17 protein-coding genes are annotated in these 19,702 nt (G+C 63.7%); 8 read left to right on the plus strand and 9 right to left on the minus strand.

Annotated features, from left to right (window positions below; genetic code table 11):
- The first annotated feature begins 18 nt into the window (after positions 1 to 18).
- Entirely contained in the window at positions 19 to 1,677 is a 1,659-nt protein-coding gene (locus H7C86_RS00890) for an ABC transporter ATP-binding protein (RefSeq protein ID WP_259349011.1), read from the plus strand.
- A complete protein-coding gene (locus H7C86_RS00895; RefSeq protein WP_182260941.1) occupies positions 1,674 to 3,431 on the plus strand; it encodes an ABC transporter ATP-binding protein in 1,758 nt (585 codons plus the stop codon). The genes H7C86_RS00890 and H7C86_RS00895 overlap by 4 nt, the downstream gene beginning before the upstream one ends.
- A 43-nt stretch (positions 3,432 to 3,474) precedes the next feature.
- Here the strand turns inward: H7C86_RS00895 and H7C86_RS00900 are convergent, their stop codons facing one another.
- Entirely contained in the window at positions 3,475 to 4,299 is an 825-nt protein-coding gene (locus H7C86_RS00900; protein ID WP_182260942.1) for an AraC family transcriptional regulator, read from the minus strand.
- A gap of 139 nt (positions 4,300 to 4,438) precedes the next feature.
- Here H7C86_RS00900 and H7C86_RS00905 point away from each other — a divergent pair, with 139 nt between their 5' ends.
- A complete protein-coding gene (locus tag H7C86_RS00905; RefSeq protein ID WP_182260943.1) occupies positions 4,439 to 5,929 on the plus strand; it encodes an acetyl-CoA acetyltransferase in 1,491 nt (496 codons plus the stop codon).
- 66 nt (positions 5,930 to 5,995) lie between these two features.
- On the opposite strand, the gene H7C86_RS00910 is transcribed toward H7C86_RS00905, so the two are convergent.
- Positions 5,996 to 7,234: an HNH endonuclease signature motif containing protein gene (locus H7C86_RS00910; RefSeq protein ID WP_182260944.1), complete on the minus strand. Its 1,239-nt coding sequence runs from the start codon at positions 7,232 to 7,234 to the stop codon at positions 5,996 to 5,998.
- 218 nt (positions 7,235 to 7,452) lie between these two features.
- Here H7C86_RS00910 and H7C86_RS00915 point away from each other — a divergent pair, with 218 nt between their 5' ends.
- The gene (locus H7C86_RS00915; RefSeq protein ID WP_020970320.1) at positions 7,453 to 7,872 is read left to right on the plus strand and encodes a TetR/AcrR family transcriptional regulator; all 420 of its coding nucleotides are present in this window, start codon (positions 7,453 to 7,455) and stop codon (positions 7,870 to 7,872) included.
- Here H7C86_RS00915 and H7C86_RS00920 read toward each other — a convergent pair.
- The 4 genes from H7C86_RS00920 to H7C86_RS00935 all read right to left on the minus strand — a co-directional run bounded on the left by H7C86_RS00920 (position 7,869) and on the right by H7C86_RS00935 (position 12,503).
- Positions 7,869 to 9,677, minus strand: coding sequence for an ABC-F family ATP-binding cassette domain-containing protein (locus H7C86_RS00920; RefSeq protein WP_003946255.1), 1,809 nt, complete (start codon positions 9,675 to 9,677; stop codon positions 7,869 to 7,871). The genes H7C86_RS00915 and H7C86_RS00920 overlap by 4 nt on opposite strands.
- The gene (locus H7C86_RS00925) at positions 9,677 to 10,612 is read right to left on the minus strand and encodes a 4-(cytidine 5'-diphospho)-2-C-methyl-D-erythritol kinase (protein WP_060939748.1); all 936 of its coding nucleotides are present in this window, start codon (positions 10,610 to 10,612) and stop codon (positions 9,677 to 9,679) included. Before H7C86_RS00925 ends, H7C86_RS00920 begins: the two co-directional genes overlap by 1 nt.
- Positions 10,613 to 10,693: 81 nt before the next feature.
- Positions 10,694 to 11,470: an ABC transporter permease gene (locus tag H7C86_RS00930; protein WP_019744694.1), complete on the minus strand. Its 777-nt coding sequence runs from the start codon at positions 11,468 to 11,470 to the stop codon at positions 10,694 to 10,696.
- A 37-nt stretch (positions 11,471 to 11,507) separates the two neighbouring features.
- On the minus strand, positions 11,508 to 12,503 hold the full coding sequence (locus tag H7C86_RS00935; RefSeq protein ID WP_092763140.1) for an ABC transporter ATP-binding protein: 996 nt from the start codon (positions 12,501 to 12,503) through the stop codon (positions 11,508 to 11,510).
- 96 nt (positions 12,504 to 12,599) lie between these two features.
- Between H7C86_RS00935 and H7C86_RS00940 the strand changes: the two genes are divergently transcribed.
- Positions 12,600 to 13,568 (plus strand): YafY family protein, encoded by a 969-nt coding sequence (locus H7C86_RS00940; protein ID WP_019744696.1) that lies wholly within the window; start codon positions 12,600 to 12,602, stop codon positions 13,566 to 13,568.
- 97 nt (positions 13,569 to 13,665) lie between these two features.
- Here H7C86_RS00940 and H7C86_RS00945 read toward each other — a convergent pair whose 3' ends face one another.
- A complete protein-coding gene (locus tag H7C86_RS00945) occupies positions 13,666 to 13,869 on the minus strand; it encodes a cold-shock protein (protein WP_003946232.1) in 204 nt (67 codons plus the stop codon).
- Between the two features lie 314 nt (positions 13,870 to 14,183).
- Here H7C86_RS00945 and H7C86_RS00950 point away from each other — a divergent pair, with 314 nt between their 5' ends.
- From H7C86_RS00950 to H7C86_RS00960, 3 genes are read left to right on the plus strand one after another with little or no spacing between them, the layout of a single operon-like run.
- On the plus strand, positions 14,184 to 14,393 hold the full coding sequence (locus tag H7C86_RS00950) for a heavy-metal-associated domain-containing protein (RefSeq protein WP_003946267.1): 210 nt from the start codon (positions 14,184 to 14,186) through the stop codon (positions 14,391 to 14,393).
- A gap of 7 nt (positions 14,394 to 14,400) precedes the next feature.
- Positions 14,401 to 15,315: a hypothetical protein gene (locus H7C86_RS00955; protein ID WP_046378969.1), complete on the plus strand. Its 915-nt coding sequence runs from the start codon at positions 14,401 to 14,403 to the stop codon at positions 15,313 to 15,315.
- Positions 15,315 to 17,576 (plus strand): cation-translocating P-type ATPase, encoded by a 2,262-nt coding sequence (locus tag H7C86_RS00960; RefSeq protein ID WP_060939745.1) that lies wholly within the window; start codon positions 15,315 to 15,317, stop codon positions 17,574 to 17,576. The genes H7C86_RS00955 and H7C86_RS00960 overlap by 1 nt, the downstream gene beginning before the upstream one ends.
- Before the next feature lie 59 nt (positions 17,577 to 17,635).
- Here H7C86_RS00960 and rsmA read toward each other — a convergent pair whose 3' ends face one another.
- Positions 17,636 to 18,535, minus strand: coding sequence for a 16S rRNA (adenine(1518)-N(6)/adenine(1519)-N(6))-dimethyltransferase RsmA (gene rsmA, locus H7C86_RS00965; protein ID WP_003946263.1), 900 nt, complete (start codon positions 18,533 to 18,535; stop codon positions 17,636 to 17,638).
- 9 nt (positions 18,536 to 18,544) lie between these two features.
- A complete protein-coding gene (locus H7C86_RS00970; protein WP_021332325.1) occupies positions 18,545 to 19,672 on the minus strand; it encodes a resuscitation-promoting factor in 1,128 nt (375 codons plus the stop codon).
- Positions 19,673 to 19,702 lie beyond the last annotated feature (30 nt).

Here is a 19,702-nt window from a genome sequence, read left to right on the forward strand (position 1 = left end):
ATCCCTAGCGTGGACCCAGTGCCTTCGACACCACTTCTTTCGGCCGAGACAAACGGTCCCCCAACCGGCCCGGCGATCACGCCGCGCCAGGTAATCACACGCGCGATCGCTTCCGAAGGTCGCGGAGCCAAGTTGGCGGCGGCGTCCGTCGGCTTCACCGGCCACCAGGTCGCGGAAGCGTTGGTGCCGGTGGTGATCGGTGCGGTGATCGACCGTGCTGTCGCGACCAGCGATGCCGCCGCACTCGGAAAGTGGATCCTCGTTCTCGGAATTCTCTTCACCGGCTTGTTGCTCAGTTGGCGCTTCGCGGCACGCATCTCCGATTCCGTCACCGAGCACGGTGCGCATCGCTTGCGGATGGACATCGCGCGCCGAGGCCTCGATCCGCACGGCATGTCGCCGCGGCGCATGCCTGGCGAGGTCTACTCGATTGCAACATCCGACGCGGGTTCGGTGGCCGGATTCACCCACACGCTGAGCACAAAACTTGCGGCCGCCTGCGGAGTGCTGACCGCCGCGATTTCGCTTCTGGTGATCTCGGTGCCACTCGGCCTGCTCGTCATTCTCGGTACGCCCCCGGTGCTGGCTCTCATGCAGGTGGTCAGTCGACCGCTCGAACGCCGAGCCGAGACCGATCAATGGCAGGGCGCCAAGGCCGGTGCCCTGGCCGCAGATCTGCTCTCCGGACTCCGAATCCTCTCCGGCATCGGCGCCGGAGATGCTGCAGCGCAGCGGTATCGGGGAGCCAGCCGGACTTCGTTGGAAGCAACCCTTCGCGCACAGAGATACCAAGCGATGTACTCCGCCGCCAATGTTGCGATCGCCGGCGCTTTCCTCGCTGTCATCGCGTACGTGGGTGGACGGATGGCAGCGTCCGGGAGCATCTCGGTCGGTGAATTCGTTGCCGTGGTTGGTCTGGCACAGTTCCTTCGCGGTCCGTTGATCGACATCATCTACTTCGGCGCCGGCCTGGCACGGGCGCGTGCTTCCGCCAACCGCGTCGCAGCACTTCTCGGGACCACCGAGGCTGTGACTCCCGCGGGTGAACCTGTGCCCCTGAATCACTCCGAGTTCCTGACGCTGCGCGACGTCGTGTTGGCCGGAGCGTCACCAGTCGATCTCGACGTCAAACGCGGCGAGATCATCGGCATCGTCACCGAGAATGCCGCATGGGCGGATGCGTTGGTCGACGCACTGGCGCGTCGAATCGAGCCTTCGAGCGGAACAATTCATCTCGGCGACAACGCCATTCACGAGCTGCACATCGACGAACTTCGCACTCACGTTCTGGCAGCACCGCACGACGCGGCACTGTTCATCGGCACAGTCGGCGACAACATCGACTCCCTCGCACCGATCGGTCGCCGCAACGACGAGGCCATCGCCGCGGCCGCCGCAGATCAAGTGATCTCGGCACTGCCGCTCGGCCTCGCCACCCGAGTCACCGAGCAAGGGAATTCTTTGTCCGGCGGACAGCGTCAGCGCATCGCGTTGGCGAGGGCACTGGCGAGCGAAGCGCCCGTCCTGGTGCTGCACGATCCCACCACTGCCGTCGACTCCGTCACCGAAGCGCGCATTGCTCGCGGGATCGCCGAGGTACGCGGGGCACACGCCACAATACTCCTGACCAGCAGCCCCGTGCTGCTCGATATCTGCGATCGGGTGATCGAGCTGTGAACGAACTACTCCCCACCGCAACACCGAAACAAGCTCGCCGCGCGGCACTTCGGTTGATGGGACCCCACCGGATCTCCGCGATCGCAGCAGTCGTCACCCTGACCGCCGCGACCGCGATCGGTCTGCTCACACCGCTGGTCCTCGGCGCCATGGTCGACGCCGTGACCGACGGAGACGGCGACGCTGTCTCTCGCATCGGCACACTGACTCTCGTGTTGGTCGGCATCGCGGTTGCCTCGTCCCTTCTCGTCGGAGTGAGCAACTACCTGCTCGCCGGCGTCGGCGAACGCGTTGTCGCCGACCTTCGCGAAGAAGTCGTCGTCCGGGTTCTCGACCTTCCGCAGAGCGACGTCGAACGCGCCGGGCGCGGAGACCTGGTCTCCCGCATCACCGGCGACGTGCGGTTGGTGACTCGGGCCGTATCCGAAGCACTTCCGGTTTTTGCCACCGCGGCACTGACCATCGTGTTGACGCTGATCGGATTGGGTAGCCTCGATTGGCGATTCGCCGTCGCCGCGGTGATCGCCGCACCCATCCAGATCCAGGCGCTGCGCTGGTACCTCTCGAGGTCGGCACCGGTCTACCGCGAGGAGCGGGAGGCAGAAGGTGCACGTGCGCAACAACTCCTGGACTCGCTGAGCAACTCCGACACCGTCGGATCGCTTCGCCTGGCCCAGCCGCATCTCGAACAGATCGAATCTCGATCGATGGCCGCCGTCCGCCTGAGCTTGTTGACCACGCGTCTACGCACCAGGTTCTTCGGCCGGCTCAACATCGCGGAGTTCATCGGCCTGTCCGCTGTGCTGATCACCGGCTTCTGGCTGGTGAAGGACGGTCAGATCAGCATCGGTGCCGCCACCGCCGCAGCCCTGTTCTTCCACCGCCTCTTCGATCCGGTGGGCGCGGTTCTCAGCGTGTTCGACGAATTACAGGAAGGCACAATCGCGTTGGCTCGCCTGGTCGGAGTCACCCTTGCGCCCGTGCCATCCGCACCGACCGATCCGCAGGAACCTGTCGACAGCTCGGCGTCTTTGGAACGCGTCACATTCTCGTACCGAAGCGGCGACGCTCCTGTTCTGCGAGGCATCGACATCACCCTTCCGGCAGGAACCGTCACGGCACTCGTCGGCGCTACCGGAGCCGGAAAATCGACAGTCGCAAAACTGGTCGCGGGGACCTACGAACCGACCGAAGGCGTCGTGAAGATCGGGACGGTGCCCCGGAACGAACTGCCACCGTCGACCTCTCGGAGCGCGGTGGCCCTCGTGACTCAGGAGGTCCACGTCTTTGCCGGCACGTTGGCCGAGGATCTGCGGCTGGCCGACCCGTCGGCAACCGACAGCGACATCATCGCAGCGCTCGATACCGTCGGCGCCTCCGATTGGCTGCGGGCGCTCCCGGACGGACTCGAGACAGTCGTCGGGGACGGTGGACACCGGCTGACCGCAACACAGGCACAACAACTTGCGTTGGCAAGAATCGAATTACTGGATCCGCCGCTGCTGATTCTCGACGAGGCGACCGCCGAAGCGGGCAGCGCCGGAGCCAGGGTCCTCGACGATGCCGCTCTGGCTCTGACCCGGGGTCGCACTGCTGTCACAGTGGCACACCGACTCTCACAGGCCGTCGACGCCGATCAGATCCTGGTGATGGACGACGGCCGCGTCGTCGAGCACGGCTCTCACGACGAGTTGGTCAACCTCGGGGGTCGGTACGCGGAACTGTGGGAAGCGTGGTCCGCGCCGCGGCGTTGACCGCGACGGTTGCACCGGGCACTTCCGCCCGGTGCAACCCAACTCAAGCGTGCAGGAGATACGGCACCGATTCGGGAGCCACGCTCCCCTTGTTCATCATGCTGCCGGGTGTCCGGCCGGTGACCCGGCGGAACACTGCGACAAAAGCACTCGGAGTTTCGTATCCGACCCGCCTACTGACAACCGAAACCGGCACGCCAGCAGCCAGGTACGTCAGTGCTGCGCGGACTCGAACCTGAATTCTCCACTGCGCAAAGGTCATTCCCGTACCCTGAGCGAACACACGCGTCAGCGTACGGACGCTACCGCCGGCCGTCAGCGCCCATTCGGACAGCGACCGCTGGTCTGCCGGATTGGCGACCAACGCTTCGGCAACGAACAACGCTCGCGGATCGGTCGGCATCGGAACCTCCACCGCAGCAACTTCGAGCGGCTGCAACATGTCGAAGGCCACCCGCTCAGCGCGACTGCGCGCCTCGTCGGGCATGTTCCGCCGATGCATGTGCAGGAGTACCTCACGCAGGAGAGCGCTGATACCGAACAAGCCCGGAACACCCGACGGCGCGGCGTGCGCCTCAGGCCGGAAGTACGTGCAGAAGAACTCGGTACCTGGGCCCGCCTTCACGGCATGCAACGCACCGGCAGGCAGCCACAGTCCGGCCGAAGGCGGCACCTCCCAGGTGATGCCGTCAGCGACAACCGTGAGCATTCCACCGGAGTTTCCCCAGATCAGCTCATGTTCAGGATGACGATGCGGGGCCCACTGCCGCTGATGAGAGAGCTTCAGAGTCACCGTTGTCATCGAGTAGGGGTGATCGATGGAACGCGGCCCCACGGGCACCGAAATTCTCTCTGCCACAGCTGTCATGAAGACGAGTATAGGACTTTCGTTAGGCATACCTAAATAGGAACCCGAAAATTGTTGACTGTGACCCCAGAGTTACACATACCAGGCTCCCCGATATCGTGACTGCAACTCCCGGCTACGGGTCGGCAACGAGAGGTACATGATGGTTGACGCATCACGAATCCCGGTCATCGTCGGCGTCGGCGATCTGCGCTGGAATCCTGCCGACGGGCACCGCGAACCTCTTGACTTGATTCACGACGCCACCGTCGCCGCATTGAACGACAGTGGACGCGCTGAGCTGGGAACACAGATCGATTCCGTGTTCGCGATCAAGACGGTCAGCTGGTCGTACGACGATCTCCCCAGGCTGCTTGCCTCACGATTAGGCGCGACTCCCACTGTCACCTCTACCTCGCCGATCGGTGGCCACTGGCCGGCGGCACTCCTCGATCGGATCGGCGCGGCCATCGCTCGCGGTGAATCCTCGGCTGCTCTGCTCGTGGGCGGCGAATCGCACGCCAGCAGCACCGCGCTGCGAAAGTCCGGAGTCGCTCCCGACTCGATCGGGTGGACCGCTGCGCCCGGTGGGCCTCCCGGATTCGATCCGGCCGACCTGGGAAGCCCTGAAATGCAGCGCGCCGGTTTCATCGTGCCGACGCGCGTCTACCCGCTCTTCGAGAACTGTTTCAGTGCTTCCGAGGGCCACGGCGCCCGCGAATCGCTCGCCTGGTCCGCGAAGATGTACGCCGCCTTCTCGGAACTGGCATCGAAGAATCCAGCCTCCTGGACGTCGGAGATCCGATCGGCAGACGAGATCGGCACCGTCGGACCTGGCAATCGGATGGTCTCCGAGCCGTACCCACTGATGCTCAACGCCATGCCCTTCGTCAATCAGGCTGCGGCCGTTGTCGTCTGCTCGTTGTCGACCGCCCGCGAGTTCGGGATCGATGAAAGCAAACTGGTGTACCTCTGGGGCGGCGCTGGTGCGAGTGATCCGTTGGACATCCTCAGCCGCAACAGCTTCGACAGCTCGGCCGCGATGCATGACGCCGTACATCGCACACTCGATGGTGCCGGAGTCGGCGCCGACGCACTCGACATCGTCGATGCCTACAGCTGCTTCCCAATCGTGCCCAAGCTGTTGATCCGCGAACTCGGACTTCCCGATACCGCGATCCCAAGCGTCACCGGAGGTCACTCGTTCTTCGGCGGACCGCTCAACAGCTACACCCTGCATTCCGTCGCTGAAGTCACCAGGCGAATTCGCGACGGCGCGAACCTTGCCCTCGTCCACGCCAACGGTGGATTCCTCACATACCAGCACTGCGTACTGCTGTCGGCCGCCGCTCATGCCGACGGGTACGTCGGTGACCCCGACGCACGTGCTTTGACCGCGGAAGCTCCGGAACTGATCACCGATTACCAGGGCACTGCAGAAATCGTCACTGCCTCTGTCGAATACGGTCGCACCGGGGAGCCTGAGATCGGGTTCGTGATTGCAACAACGCCGGACGGCGGCCGTGTCGCCGGTCACACCGGTCCCGAGAATGCCGCCGAACTGACCCAGCTTCGCGGTGACAACCCGGCGGCGATCGGGCGGACCGTTCATATCAGCGACGAGAACGGGAAGCTCACGCTCACGTTCTGACGGTCGACAGCCGTGAGCACCGGGGCATGTTTGTGCCCCGGCGCTCACGTCTTCAGTTGTCGCGATTCACGCCGCGGTGGGCGGACTGTTCCCGCCGATCGGATGCTGGTGCGGATCGATCGACATCGGCGGGTAGAACACCGTCTTCCGATCCGGGCCGATCTCGACCCGCCACTCCGTGTGATGCATCGTCCGATGATGATGACCGCACAACAAGACCAGGTTGTCGAGATCCGTTGGGCCACCATCGTTCCAGTGAACAATATGGTGAGCATCGCACCACCCCGACGGAGTCCCACACCCCGGGAACGCACACCCACCATCCCGAACCGCCAACGCCCGCCGCTGCGGCACCGTCGCTGTTCTTACTTCCTTACCGCAGTCGAGCGGAACACCGTTCTCATCCAACAAGATCCGCGTCACGGTGCAGTCGCACGCCAGCATCCGGGCAGTGTCGAGGCTGATCGGACCCACCCAATCCGTCCACGCGAACCCCAACTCCTCAGTGGACGGCAGGAGGTCTTTCAGAACTTTAAGGTCCGTCATGTCCTTGGCCGACGCGGTCACCGTGATGTGTGGTTTCACTCCGCCTTCGATCGGACCCAACCCCGCCCGCTCATACCGGCGCAGGAGTTCGCAGAACCCGTCCGCCCGTCGTAAAGCAGGCGTGCGGGTGTCCTTGACACCGTCCTTCTCCGGTGTCGGAGCGGACAGGCTCGACAGCAGCGTGATCAACCGTGCCCCGTTGACCGCATCCAGATCGCCCTTCACAGACACCCGCCCGTACAAGCCTTTCGAGGCATAGAACTCGTTACGTTCGGAATCCTCGCCGACCGGAACACCGTCCTCACGCTTGCCGTACTGCTTCTCGATCCGCCGGATCGCCGCCCGCACCGCATCACAATCGGCAATGTTCTTCGACGCCAACCCGAGCAGAATCCCCCGGGCCTTGTCCACATCCGCCAGGGTCATGTTCTTCGGCGGATGCTGACAAAACGACGCCACCTGACGCGCCTTCAACGCATCCACATCACCCCGGTGAAACGCATCGCCCACAACAGGTTCGAGCATCAACAACCGCGCCAACCCGACCAGCAGACTGCACTCACCGATCTCCAAATTCGTCGAACCATGCAACCACTGGGCGATCGCCCGAAAACCCTTCCCGCCGAGAACCTCACGGGAAAACATCTCCACGATCAGCAACACCATCCGCGACTGCAACTCGTGCCGGACACGCACCAGATCCAGAACCTCACACTTGAGGCTCTCACCATCCAGCTGCCACGCATCCCGACTGTCCATACCGAAATCTTAATCGAACATACTTTCGATAGCCAGAGACAAAGCGGACAACTTCAGGAACATGAAGACTCGAGACCTGTTGAAGTACATCAACATTCACCTAGTCGTCCAATATCACGCGATAGAAGACATACCCCGCAAAACACACAATCGCAACAACACACAGCACGAGCAGGATGTCGAAAAAGACGGGCCGGATTGGGTTTCGAGCCTGGTCGATGAGAGGCGTCGAAGACGAGGCAGGCGTGCCACACGGCAGCGCACGGCACTACTTCGCAAATCAACGTGGACTGATAGTCGAGGTGGTGCGACACCTTCTGGACGGCGATCTTCCTCGCCCAGGCGAGACGCCGAAGCAACAAGTGGCCCGGTGGCTGGGGCCTGAATCCGGCCGCACCCGGGCGCGTTACGAACTGATCATCGCGTCATTCCACGATCCCGACCTCGCAGTGGAACTGGTGCGTGGTCGGGATCGGTTTGTCGACATCTTGGTCGAACGCGGCATGACATCGTCCGATGCAACGGAGTTGGTCGCAGCACTGGACGGGATCGTGCTGGACGCACTGCTACGCGAGCAAGCACCGGAGAGTGTGGATCCAGAGCGAATCTTCAAGAAGTTCGGAGCGAAATTCCCCTAGCCGTCCAGCTCGGCGAACAGCTCCATCCACTGCTCCTCGGCGGCTTCCTTGTCCGCGATGACCTGCTTGAGTTCAGCCCCGAGCTTCTGCAGCTTGTCCGGGTCGGTGGCTGCGTCGGCGAGGGAAGCGTGCAGCTTCTTCTCGCGGTCGTCGAACTTCGCAATGGATCGCTCGAGCTTCGAAAGTTCCTTGCGTGCAGCGCGATCCGCGGCACCGTCGCGGACCTGCTTGCTCTTCGACGCACCACTCGCCGTCGAGGCCACCGACGGGTTGTCGCCGTCCCCCATCGCTGCGCGTCGACGCAGGTAGTCCTCGATACCACCCGGCAGGTTGGTGAGCTTGCGATCACCGAAGAGAGCCCAGGTGGTGTCACAGATGCGCTCGATCAGGTACCGGTCGTGCGAGATGACCACCATGGTGCCCGCCCAGCCGTCGAGCAGATCCTCGAGTTGCTGAAGCGTGTCGATGTCGAGATCGTTGGTGGGCTCGTCGAGAAGCAGAACGTTGGGCTCGGCCATGAGGACACGCGTCAACTGCAGACGGCGGCGCTCACCACCGGACAGATCGCCGACGGGGGTGCGCTGACGCGCCGGTGTGAAGCCCAGCCGCTCAGCCAGCTGACCGGCTGATACTTCCTTGTCCCCCAGCGTGATTCGCTCGGCTACGTCCTTGACCGCGTCGAGTACACGCATGTCGGTCGGCAGATCGTCGAGTTCCTGCTTGAGCCAACCGATGTGGACGGTCTGCCCCTGAATGCGCTTGCCTGCTGCCGGCTCGAGTTCACCGGCCAGCGTCCGCAGCAGAGTCGTCTTGCCCGAGCCGTTGACACCGACCAGGCCTACACGCTCCCCCGGAGCGAGCCGCCAGGTCAGATCCTCGACGAGTACGCGGCCGTCCGGGGTCTCCAGACGCGCGTCTTCGAGTTCGATGACAACCTTGCCGAGTCGACGCTGGGCGAAGGAAGCAAGTGCCACCGCGTCACGAGGTGCCGGAACGTCGGCGATCAAGGCCTCCGCGGCCTCGATGCGGTACTTCGGCTTCGATGTACGGGCCGGCGCACCGCGGCGCAGCCATGCGAGTTCCTTGCGCGCAAGGTTGCGTCGACGCTCTTCGGAAGCGTCGGCCTGACGCGAACGCTCGGCGCGGGCGAACACCCAGTCGTTGTAGCCACCCTCGTAGCTTTCGACGCCGCCACCGACAACCTCCCAGGTGCGGGTGGCGACGGTGTCGAGGAACCAGCGATCGTGGGTCACGACGACAAGCGCGCTGCGACGCGAGACGAGGTGCTCGGCCAACCACTGAACGCCTTCGACGTCGAGGTGGTTGGTCGGCTCGTCGAGCACCAGCAGGTCGAGGTCCTGAACCAGAGCCGCAGCGAGAGCCACGCGGCGACGCTCACCGCCGGACAGGCCGTCGACCTTGGCGTCCAATGCGGACCTCTCGCCGCCGGCGCCCAAGTTGTCGATACCGATACCCGAGAGCACCGAACGAATGCGCGCGTCGCCGGCCCACTCGTGCTGGGCCACTCCGAGCGGCCCCAGGACTACTTCACCGACCGTGGAGCCGGGAGGCAACACACCGCGCTGCGTCACGACGGCCATGCGCAATCCGCCGACACGGCTCACGCGTCCCGAATCCGGCTGCTCCACACCCGCGAGGACTTCGAGCATGGTCGTCTTGCCGCCACCGTTGAGGCCGACGACACCGATGCGCTCGCCTTCCTCCACGCCCAGGGAGACCCCGTCGAGCAACGGCTTGACGCCGAAAGACTTCGACACGTTTTCCAGATTGATCAGATTCGCCATCAGTGCTGTCCCTTTGCCGCATTGTCGAGTATTCGTGCTCCGGGAACGGGTCCGCTCGCCACGCGAACGGTGCGGCACACCCCCGCTCCCGCAAGTTCTGCGCTCACTTCCACCGCGGACTGTGCGTCGGCGCAGAGAAAGGCGCATGTCGGTCCGGAGCCGGAGACGATGCCGGCCAAAGCTCCGGCTTCGACACCCGCTCGCAGCGTCCGTCGTAAATCCGGGTTGAGTGAGAGTGCTGCCGCCTGCAGATCGTTTCCGAGCAGCGGAGCGAGCACATGAGGGTCACCGGTGGTGAGCGCGTGAATCAACTCGTCAGCGGTACCCAATCGATTCGGTGTGCCTTCGGCGCGAAGCTTGTCGAGTTCCCGGAAGACAACCGGCGTGCTCAAGCCTCCCTTGGCCAGCGCCAACACCCAGTGAAAGGTGCGGCGCGTCAAGACGGGGACAAGTTGTTCACCGCGACCGGTTCCGAGGGCAGTGCCACCGTGCAGCGAGAACGGAACGTCACTCCCGAGACGTGCCGCGAAGGCGTCGAGATCAGGCCGCGAGAAGTCGAGTTTCCACAACGAATTGAGCGCAACCAACGCGGCTGCCGCGTCGGCGCTCCCGCCGGCCATACCGCCTGCGACGGGAATGCCCTTCTCGATGACGATCTCGACATTCGAAGCCACGCCACCCTCGGCGGCCAGCATCTCGGCGGCACGCCACACGAGATTGGTGCGATCGGTCGGTACGGCCGCGGCGTCGTCGCCGATCACCCGCACTGTCAAGGTGTCCGCAGGCGCCACCGTGACGGTGTCTGCCAGCGACAATGCCTGAAAAACGGTCGTCAGTTCGTGATAGCCGTCGTCTCGCAGGTCCCCGACGGCAAGGTGGAGATTCACCTTGGACGGGGCCCGGACAACTACGGGGCGAGGAACGACGGAGAGCACAAGGAACAACAATAGGCGCTGCGAACACCTGGGCGAAAACCTGCGACCGCCGCACCCCATCCGACAGCAAGCACACCCACGCTATTTCACCGCGCGCACGCCTATCCCCAGCCCGACCACAGCCACGCTGACGGCAGCGAAGATTCCTGCCAAAACGCTGCCCGACGCGAAGTCACCGGCAAAGAGAGCCCGCTCGGCATCTACGACGTAGCCCAGCGGATTGATGTTCACGAGGACCTTCATCCAACCTGGTGCGTCATCGAGTGGAAGCATGGTTCCCGACAGGATCAGGAGCGGGAACATCAGCGTCTGCTGAACGACCCAGAACATCCAATCCTGCTCCCGCACAGCCAGAGCGAGAGCGTACGAGAGCGCACCGAGTCCGACGCCGAACACTCCCAGCAGGACGATTCCGAGCGCAGCGCCCGCTGCATTGACGTCCAATCCGAGCGGTAGCGCAACAAGAATGATCAGAATCGCCTGCGCCGCAAGCGGAACCATCTCCTTGCATGCCCTCCCGATCAACAACGACGAGCGTCTGAGCGGAGTCACCAACATTCGCTCGTGGGATCCCTGCTGCATCTCCATCAGAAGGTTGGAACCGGTCATCGTCGTGCCGAAGATCGCGATCATCACCAATACACCGGGGATGAACCAATTCCATACGCCGTCACCGGTACCCGGGACCCCTTTGAGCAGAGGCCCGAACAGGGCCAACAGGATCAGCGGCTGGATGAGGCTGAAGATGACGCTGACCGGGTCACGCAACATCGGCCGCAGTTCACGGCCCATCACGATCGCGCTGTCTCGAACAATGTTGCCGTGCGCGCTACGTGGGGTATCGAGTGTGATTGTCATGGCGGATTCCTGTTCGTCGTAGTTCTTCGTCGTAGTTCTAGGAAGCAACCGCGGCGGCGCTCTCGCGCAGGCTGCGGCCGGTGAGAGTGAGGAAAACGTCGTCGAGAGTCGGCCTGGTGATGTCGGCAGTAACTGCGCGGGCGCCGCGGGTATCGGCTTCACGCAGCAATACCGGTAGCGTCGAATCACCCTCGCCGGCACGGATACTCACCGAGCTTGCCTCGACCGTGACGTCACGCACAGTGACAAGTTGCTCGGCCACCGACGCCGCGATGGCGGCCGCTTCGGCACTGTCGAAGGTGAGCAGAAGATGATCCCCCGCGAGATCCGCTTTGAGTGCGGCAGCGGTGTTGTCCGCGATTACAGTGCCTTCGTCGATGACGATGACCCGCTCTGCCATCGAATCCGCTTCTTCGAGGTAGTGCGTGGTCAGCACGATCGTCGTGCCCATCTCTCGCCGCAACCGCAGGATGTGGTCCCAGAGGTTGGCCCGACTCTGCGGGTCCATGCCCGTGGTCGGCTCGTCGAGGAACAGGAGCGGTGGGCGATGGACCAGGCCCAGAGCGATATCGAGCCGCCGTCGCTGCCCGCCGGACAGCGTACTGACCTTTCGAGTACCCAATTCGGTGAGTTCGAGATCACGCAGCAATTCGTCGGCCCGGACCTGCGAGTCGCCCTTGGGCATTCCGTAGCACAACCCCTGCGTCACCAACTCGTCGCGAACCCGCTGGTTGTGGCCGGCTCCGTTCCCCTGTCCGACGTATCCGAGGCTGGAGCGCACCTCGTTTCGTGCCGCAGCGATGTCGAATCCTGCGATCCGCGCAGTACCGGAAGTGGGCTCGAGCAAAGTGGTCAGCATGCGCAACGTCGTCGATTTTCCGGCACCGTTCGGCCCAAGCAAGGCAACCAACTCGCCTTCCGCTACGTCGAGAGTGACTCCCTTGACTGCTTCCACGAGTTTCTTGCCCTGGGCGAAGTGCTTGGTGAGCGCCTCCGTCTCGATCATCGGTCTGCCGTTGTTGATGCGACTCATGATGTGCCCCAATTTCTTCTCGACTGGTCGGATGTGGACCAACCTAAATTCAATTGAGGACGCGTTGGGTCCTAAATGTTTGGCAGACTTCTTGCCATGAAGGAGACATCGGCTCGCCTACTGCGGTTGCTGTCACTGCTCCAGACACGTCGAGACTGGTCCGGTGCCGAACTCGCAGACAAGCTCGCGATCACCCCGCGCACAGTCAGACGTGACGTGGACCGCCTCCGCGATCTCGGCTACCCGGTCGACGCGACGGTCGGCGTCGGCGGTGGATATCGCCTGGGAGCGGGCGCGGAGATGCCCCCGCTACAGCTCGATGACGAAGAAGTGCTCGCGGTGGCGCTCTCGTTGCAGTCCGGAGCGACCGGCTCTGTGGTCGGCATCGGCGAGGCTTCGATGCGCGCGCTGGCGAAGCTGCGGCAGATCATGCCGTCGAGGCTGCGACACCGTCTGGAGTCGCTGTCGATCGACGTCGTGCCACGCGAGCCCGCCGCGAGCGCAGTCGATGCGTCGGTACTGTCCGCCATCGCGTCCGTATGCCACAACCACGAGCGTTTGAGATTCGACTACCGCACTCACGACGGCACCCAGAGCCGACGCGAGGTGGAACCGTACAGGCTCGTACGGTCGGGTGTTCGGTGGTATCTGGTGGCTTGGGATCTATCTCGCGAAGACTGGCGGTCGTTCCGCGTCGACCGGATGGAACCCAAGATTCCCACCGGTCCGCGGTTCACGCCGCGGGAACTACCGGCCGGTGGCGCGGCAGACTTCGTTTCGCGCGGCGTCGCCCGGGCTTATTCCTCCACGCGCGCAACAGTTCTACTGCATGCACCCATCGAGCAGATAGCACCAATGGTCAATGAGCAGTGGGGATCAGTGGAGTCCACCGACGAAGGGCGTTGCGTCATAGTGCTTTCGGGCACTTCCCTACGGTCGATCGCAATGTGGCTCAGGGCTTTCGACGTCGATTTCACCGTTGTGAATCCACCCGAACTCCGCGAGGAATGCCGCGCGATCGCAGCAGAAACCGCAGTGGCCGCTCAGCGTTATCTCGATGCGTGAGAGCACTTTTCACCCAAAATGCAACAAGACCCCAACTCCGAAGAGTTGGGGTCTTGTCAGTACGTCATGCGTCGGTTGCCCGACTCACATGGACGTCTTAGACGATGGTAACGCCGGTGGCCTGCGGGCCCTTGTTGCCCTGACCGATCTCGAACGCCACGCGCTGGTTCTCCTCGAGAGTGCGGAAGCCGCCACTCTGGATCTCGGAGTAGTGAACGAAGACGTCAGCACTGCCGTCTTCGGGAGCGATGAAGCCGAACCCCTTCTCGGAGTTGAACCACTTCACGATGCCCTCTGCCATGTAAATCTCCTCTAACACAGTGTCAACAGGCAGTCGCTTCGACCGCCCGGGTCACTTACTACGACCGTTCTGAGACAAATCCGTGGAGGATGTCCAAACGCTCGCAACCTAACCATTTGCGAGCGTGGAAACACAAACACAAACACTTACGACCAACACAAGTAGACCACACATCCGCCCTGTTGTCTTCCCTGAGGCCTTCGTCACTGCTCAACCCGTTGACAGGCATACCCCCTGGGGGTACCTTCAGTCCCAGGGAGATACCTACACCGGGTATCCGTAAAATGAGTTTTACACAAGCGAAGGGATCTGCGATGACCACCGCCGAATACACCGTTTCCGGAATGACCTGCGGACACTGCGTCGGATCCGTCAAGGAAGAGATCGGCAACATCGCGGGCGTAACCGCGGTGGATGTCGAATTGGCGAGCGGACGCGTCGTTGTCACCAGCGATGCCCCCGTCTCCGCAGCCGACGTCGTCGCAGCAGTCGACGAAGCCGGCTACGCAGTCGTACCAAGCTGAGTCAGCCGTGCGCACCTCGACAACACTTGCCACCTACGCCGTAGGGTTGGTCGCCGTCTTCGGCGCCGCCCTCGGCGTGGGGGCCGCAATCGGAAGCCCGATAGACATGTCCACTACCCAGCACAGCACTCACGAATCAACCGCTGAATCGATGCCAGGCATGGATTCGGCGACACCCGCAGGGCTCGAAGTCTCTTCCGGCGGATACACACTCACCGACGTGACCGCACCCGGTCGAGCTGGGGAGCCGGGAACCTTGACCTTCCGGATTCTCGACAGCACCAACAAGCCCGTCGTCGATTTCGACCTCCTGCACGAGAAGAAGCTCCACCTCATCGTCGTCCGAAACGACACCAGCGAATTCCGCCACGTACATCCTTCTCTCGCCGCAGACGGCACCTGGTCGATCGACTGGACCTGGCCCGTCGCCGGCACCTACCGAGTCTTCGCGGACTTCGATCCCACCGACGGCACCCAACTGACACTCGGCCGAAACTTCGACGTGGCAGGCGAATTCACTCCTGCGCCGCTGCCCGCGAAGAGCGCGACCGCAACCGTCGACGGATACACCGTGACTCTCGACGGTGATCTGACCACTGCCGGCGGCCCGATCACGCTGAGCGTTGCTCGCGACGGAGCCCCGGTCACCGATCTCGATCCGTACCTCGGTGCCTACGGTCATCTTGTTGCGCTTCGCACCGGCGACCTCGCCTACCTGCACGTTCACCCCGAGGGTGAACCGGGCGACGGCGTCACTGTTCCCGGTCCTGAAATTTCCTTCCACGCACAGGCGCCGAGCGAAGGCATATACCGACTGTTCCTCGACTTCCAGCACGAGGGCGTGGTTCGCACCGCCGAATTCACTGTTGATGCAGGCACTTCCACAGCTTCAGTTCCAGACAATCACGAGGGAGGGCACTGATGACGTCACCGACTGCGGTCGACAATGCTGCCAACTCGAGCAGCGTCGAACTCGCGATCACCGGAATGACCTGCGCCTCCTGCGCGTCACGAATCGAGAAGAAGCTCAACAAGATCGACGGCGTCACAGCCACGGTCAACTACGCGACGGAAAAAGCCAAGGTTACCTTCCCGGACGGGGTACCCGTCGAAGATTTGGTCACCGCCGTCGAGAATGCCGGTTACGCTGCAGCGCTCCCGAAACCGCCCAGCGCGCCAGACACCGTCGACCCGGATGCGGAAACCCCGCAGGATCGTGATCTGCGCGAGCTTCGTACCCGCCTGATCATCTCGACTCTGCTCTCCGTGCCGGTCATCGCGATGGCGATGATTCCTGCGTTGCAGTTCGACAACTGGCAGTGGCTCTCCCTCACGCTGGCCGCACCGGTCATCGTGTGGGCAGCCCTTCCCTTCCACCGGGCTGCCTGGGTCAACCTGCGTCACGGCGCCGCAACGATGGACACGCTCATCTCTCTGGGCACCATCGCAGCGTTCGTCTGGTCGCTCTACGCACTGTTCTTCGGCACCGCGGGCGAAGCGGGAATGAAACACGCGTTCAGACTGACGGTCGACCGGATGGACGGCAGCGCCAACATCTACCTCGAGGTTGCCGCGGGCGTCATCACGTTCGTGCTCGCCGGACGCTACTTCGAGCACAAGTCCAAGCGCACGTCCGGCGCCGCACTACGCGCGCTCATGGAACTCGGTGCAAAAGACGTCGCGGTACTGCGAAACGGCGTCGAAGTACGAATCCCCGCCGAAGAACTGGCAGCGGGCGACTCCTTCATCGTTCGGCCCGGCGAGAAGATCGCCACCGACGGCATCATCACCGAAGGCCGCTCAGCCGTCGACATGAGCATGTTGACCGGCGAATCCGTCCCGGAGGAGGTCGGTGTCGGAGACACCGTCGTCGGGGCCACCGTCAATGTCGGTGGAACCTTGACCGTCGAGGCCACCCGAGTCGGGAGCGACACCCAACTCGCCCAGATGGCGGCACTGGTCGAAGACGCCCAGAACGGCAAGGCCGAAGTTCAGCGCCTCGCCGATCGAATCGCCGGCATCTTCGTACCGGTCGTCATCGCGATTGCCGTTGCGACACTGGGCTACTGGCTCGGTACCGGCAACCCCATCGAGATGGCATTCACCGCTGCGGTCGCCGTCCTGATCATCGCGTGCCCCTGTGCTCTCGGATTGGCAACGCCCACAGCTCTGTTGGTGGGCACCGGCCGCGGAGCCCAGATGGGAATCCTCATCAAGGGACCCGAGGTGCTCGAATCGACGCGCGCAGTCGACACCGTCGTGCTCGACAAGACGGGAACCGTCACCACCGGTCAGATGACATTGCTGGACACCGTGGTGGGCGAAGGAACAACCGTCGACGAGGTCCTTCGGCTGGCCGGCGCACTCGAACATCGCTCCGAGCACCCCATCGCCGCAGCGATCGCGAAGGGCGCGACCGAAGCCGTGGGTGAATTGCCTGCGGTCGAGGATTTCGTGAACGTCGCCGGTCGCGGCGTGCAGGGAATGGTCGACGGTCATGCCGTTGTTGCCGGCCGAGACGCGCTGCTCGCCGACTGGTCGATGCCGTTGCCGGAAAATCTCCGTGACGCGAAAGCTGAAGCAGAGAAGGCCGGGCGCACCGCAATCGCGGTGGGCTGGGACGGCAAGGCGCACGGCGTCCTCGTGATCGCCGACGCGGTCAAGGACACGAGCGCCGAAGCAATCGCGCAGTTGAAGGCACTCGGCCTCGAACCGGTTCTGCTGACCGGTGACAACGCCACCGTTGCCCGCACCGTGGCGGATCAGGTCGGGATCAGCACCGTCTTCGCCGAGGTCATGCCGGCGGACAAGGTCGACGCCGTCAAGAAGCTGCAGGCGGAAGGACGCGTCGTAGCCATGGTCGGCGACGGCGTGAACGACGCGGCGGCCCTGGCTCAGGCCGATCTCGGTCTGGCGATGGGCACGGGCACCGACGTTGCAATCGAGGCCAGCGACATCACCCTGGTTCGAGGTGACCTGCGGTCGGCAGCCGATGCAATTCGACTGTCCCGCAAGACGCTCAAGACCATCAAGGGCAACCTGTTCTGGGCGTTCGCCTACAACACGGCTGCGATCCCGCTGGCTGCGGCCGGCCTGCTCAACCCGATGCTCGCTGGTGCCGCAATGGCATTCAGCAGTGTGTTCGTGGTGAGCAACAGCCTGAGGTTGCGGCGGTTCAAGTAAGGGGGCAAGCCCCTGTGCGCGGTTAGGGAGTCCCTGCACTCCTTAACCGCGCACAGGGGCTATTCGCCTCCAGCCAGCCGAACGAAGGCTGCTGCGTCGAGCATCTCGCCACGCGTCTGTGGCTCGATGCCGGCAGCGAGGAGCCGTCGCTCGGCCTCGGCAGGCGAACCTGCCCACCCGCTGAGCGCGGCACGCAAAGTCTTGCGGCGCTGCGCGAATGCGGCGTCGATCGCCGCAAAAACCTGCTTGCGGTGTTTCTCGTCCATCGGCCACGGCGGCTCCGCATACCGGTCGATACGAACCAGACCTGATTCCACCTTCGGCACCGGCCAGAACACGTTGCGTCCGACGGCACCGGCGCGGCGAACCTCGCCGAAGAAGTTGGCCTTGACGCTGGGAACGCCGTAGATCTTGCTTCCCGGATCAGCCGCCAGGCGATCGGCAACCTCGGCTTGCACCATCACGAGTGCGGTCCGCAGACTCGGGAGCGATGCGAACAGATGCAACAGCACCGGCACCGCGACGTTGTACGGCAGGTTCGCAACCAGCGCGGTCGGCTCGCCGGGAATCTGTGAAGGCAGCACACGCATCGCGTCCGCTTCGACGACGGTCAGTCGATCGGCAAGCTCCGGCGCTCGCTCGGCCACCGTCTTCGGGAGGCGAGCCGCGAGGTTGGGATCGATCTCGACCGCGATCACACGATCGACGACGTCCATCAGCGCCATCGTCAGCGAACCGAGACCCGGCCCCACCTCGAGAACGACATCGTCACGAGTGACGCCTGCCGTGGTGACGATGCGTCGCACGGTATTGGCGTCGTGAACGAAGTTCTGCCCCAACTGTTTCGTGGGCCGGACACCGAATTCCTCGGCAAGAGCGCGCACCTCGACCGGACCGAGCAGGGCTGCCTGCCCGCGCGGAGTAGCGATGGGTTCGTTCGATTGTTCGGCGTCTGACACCAGTAGAACTTATCCCAGTCCGAGGCGACCCGAGCACGACGGCCATGCGCCCCAGCCCTGAGTGCGCTGCGTTTGCGTCGCGATCGCGATCTGCTCCTCACGGGTTGCGAGGTCGGCGCGAGGCGCATACTTCAACCCGCCCTGCCGTTCCCACGTGTTCTGGTCGAACTGCACGCCGCCGTAGAAACCGTTGCCGGTGTTGATAGCCCAGTTGCCGGTGGCCTCGCACTGCGCGAGCGCGTCCCACGTCGAACCGTTCTCCACGGGCGGCACCTCGGTGCCCGGCTTCGTTCCCACGCGCACGACCTTCGGCTGCGCCGGTGTGGTGATCGTCTCCGATACCTGTGTACGTCCGGCCTCGACACCGTTGACGAGATTCACGGCGAACGTCACGTCACGCACGCCGGGAACGCCCGGGTTCTCGACGATCGTGCGACTCTGGTTCATCGTCGGATCCTCGATGCGCTGATCCGGCGGATCGAGCGGCAAGGTCTCAACCTTGTTCTCGGTGCGGTTGCGTGTCACCGTGACCTCGAGGCCCTCGGTCAGCGGAGCGTCGGCGGCGGGAACCACCGTGTCCGACTGCTCGAGCGGAGTGCCGTTGGCCGTAAGGAACTCGCCCACCGTCGGTGCCGCGATACGCACGTCGGCCGCCGCGTTTGCGCCGTCGACCAGTTTTGCGACGACAGGTGTCAAGACGTCGAGCGCGGCGCCGTCGAGCGGGAGACGCTGCGAGCGCGACGCCGACACGTGCACATCCGCTGAGACATCCAACTGCTTGAGCGCGTCGTCGACGGTCAAGGCAGTGGTCCAGAGCTTCTGCGGCTGACCGTCGACCGTCAGCGTGATCTCACGAGCACGACGGAGCACCACGGTGTCGCCGTCGGACAGCGAAGCGTCGGCCGCGGGAGCAACCGCGTCCTTGTCACCGATCGGGTAACCCGCGTCCTCGAGAGCGCCGTCGACGTTGGTCGACATGGTGCTCAGGCGAATCTGCTCACCGTCGACGTCGAGGGTGATGGTCTTGTGCCGGACGACGGCCAGAACGCCACCCACGAGAACCGTCAGGAGAAGAGCGGCGATCGCCGAGTACAACAACGGCGACCTGGTCGAGTTGATCTTGGCGAACGGTGACATGGGTTCCTGAGTTCTGTGTGGAGTGTGGGC

It is taken from the genome of Rhodococcus sp. UFZ-B548, from assembly GCF_903819475.1.
GTDB lineage: Bacteria > Actinomycetota > Actinomycetes > Mycobacteriales > Mycobacteriaceae > Rhodococcus_F > Rhodococcus_F erythropolis.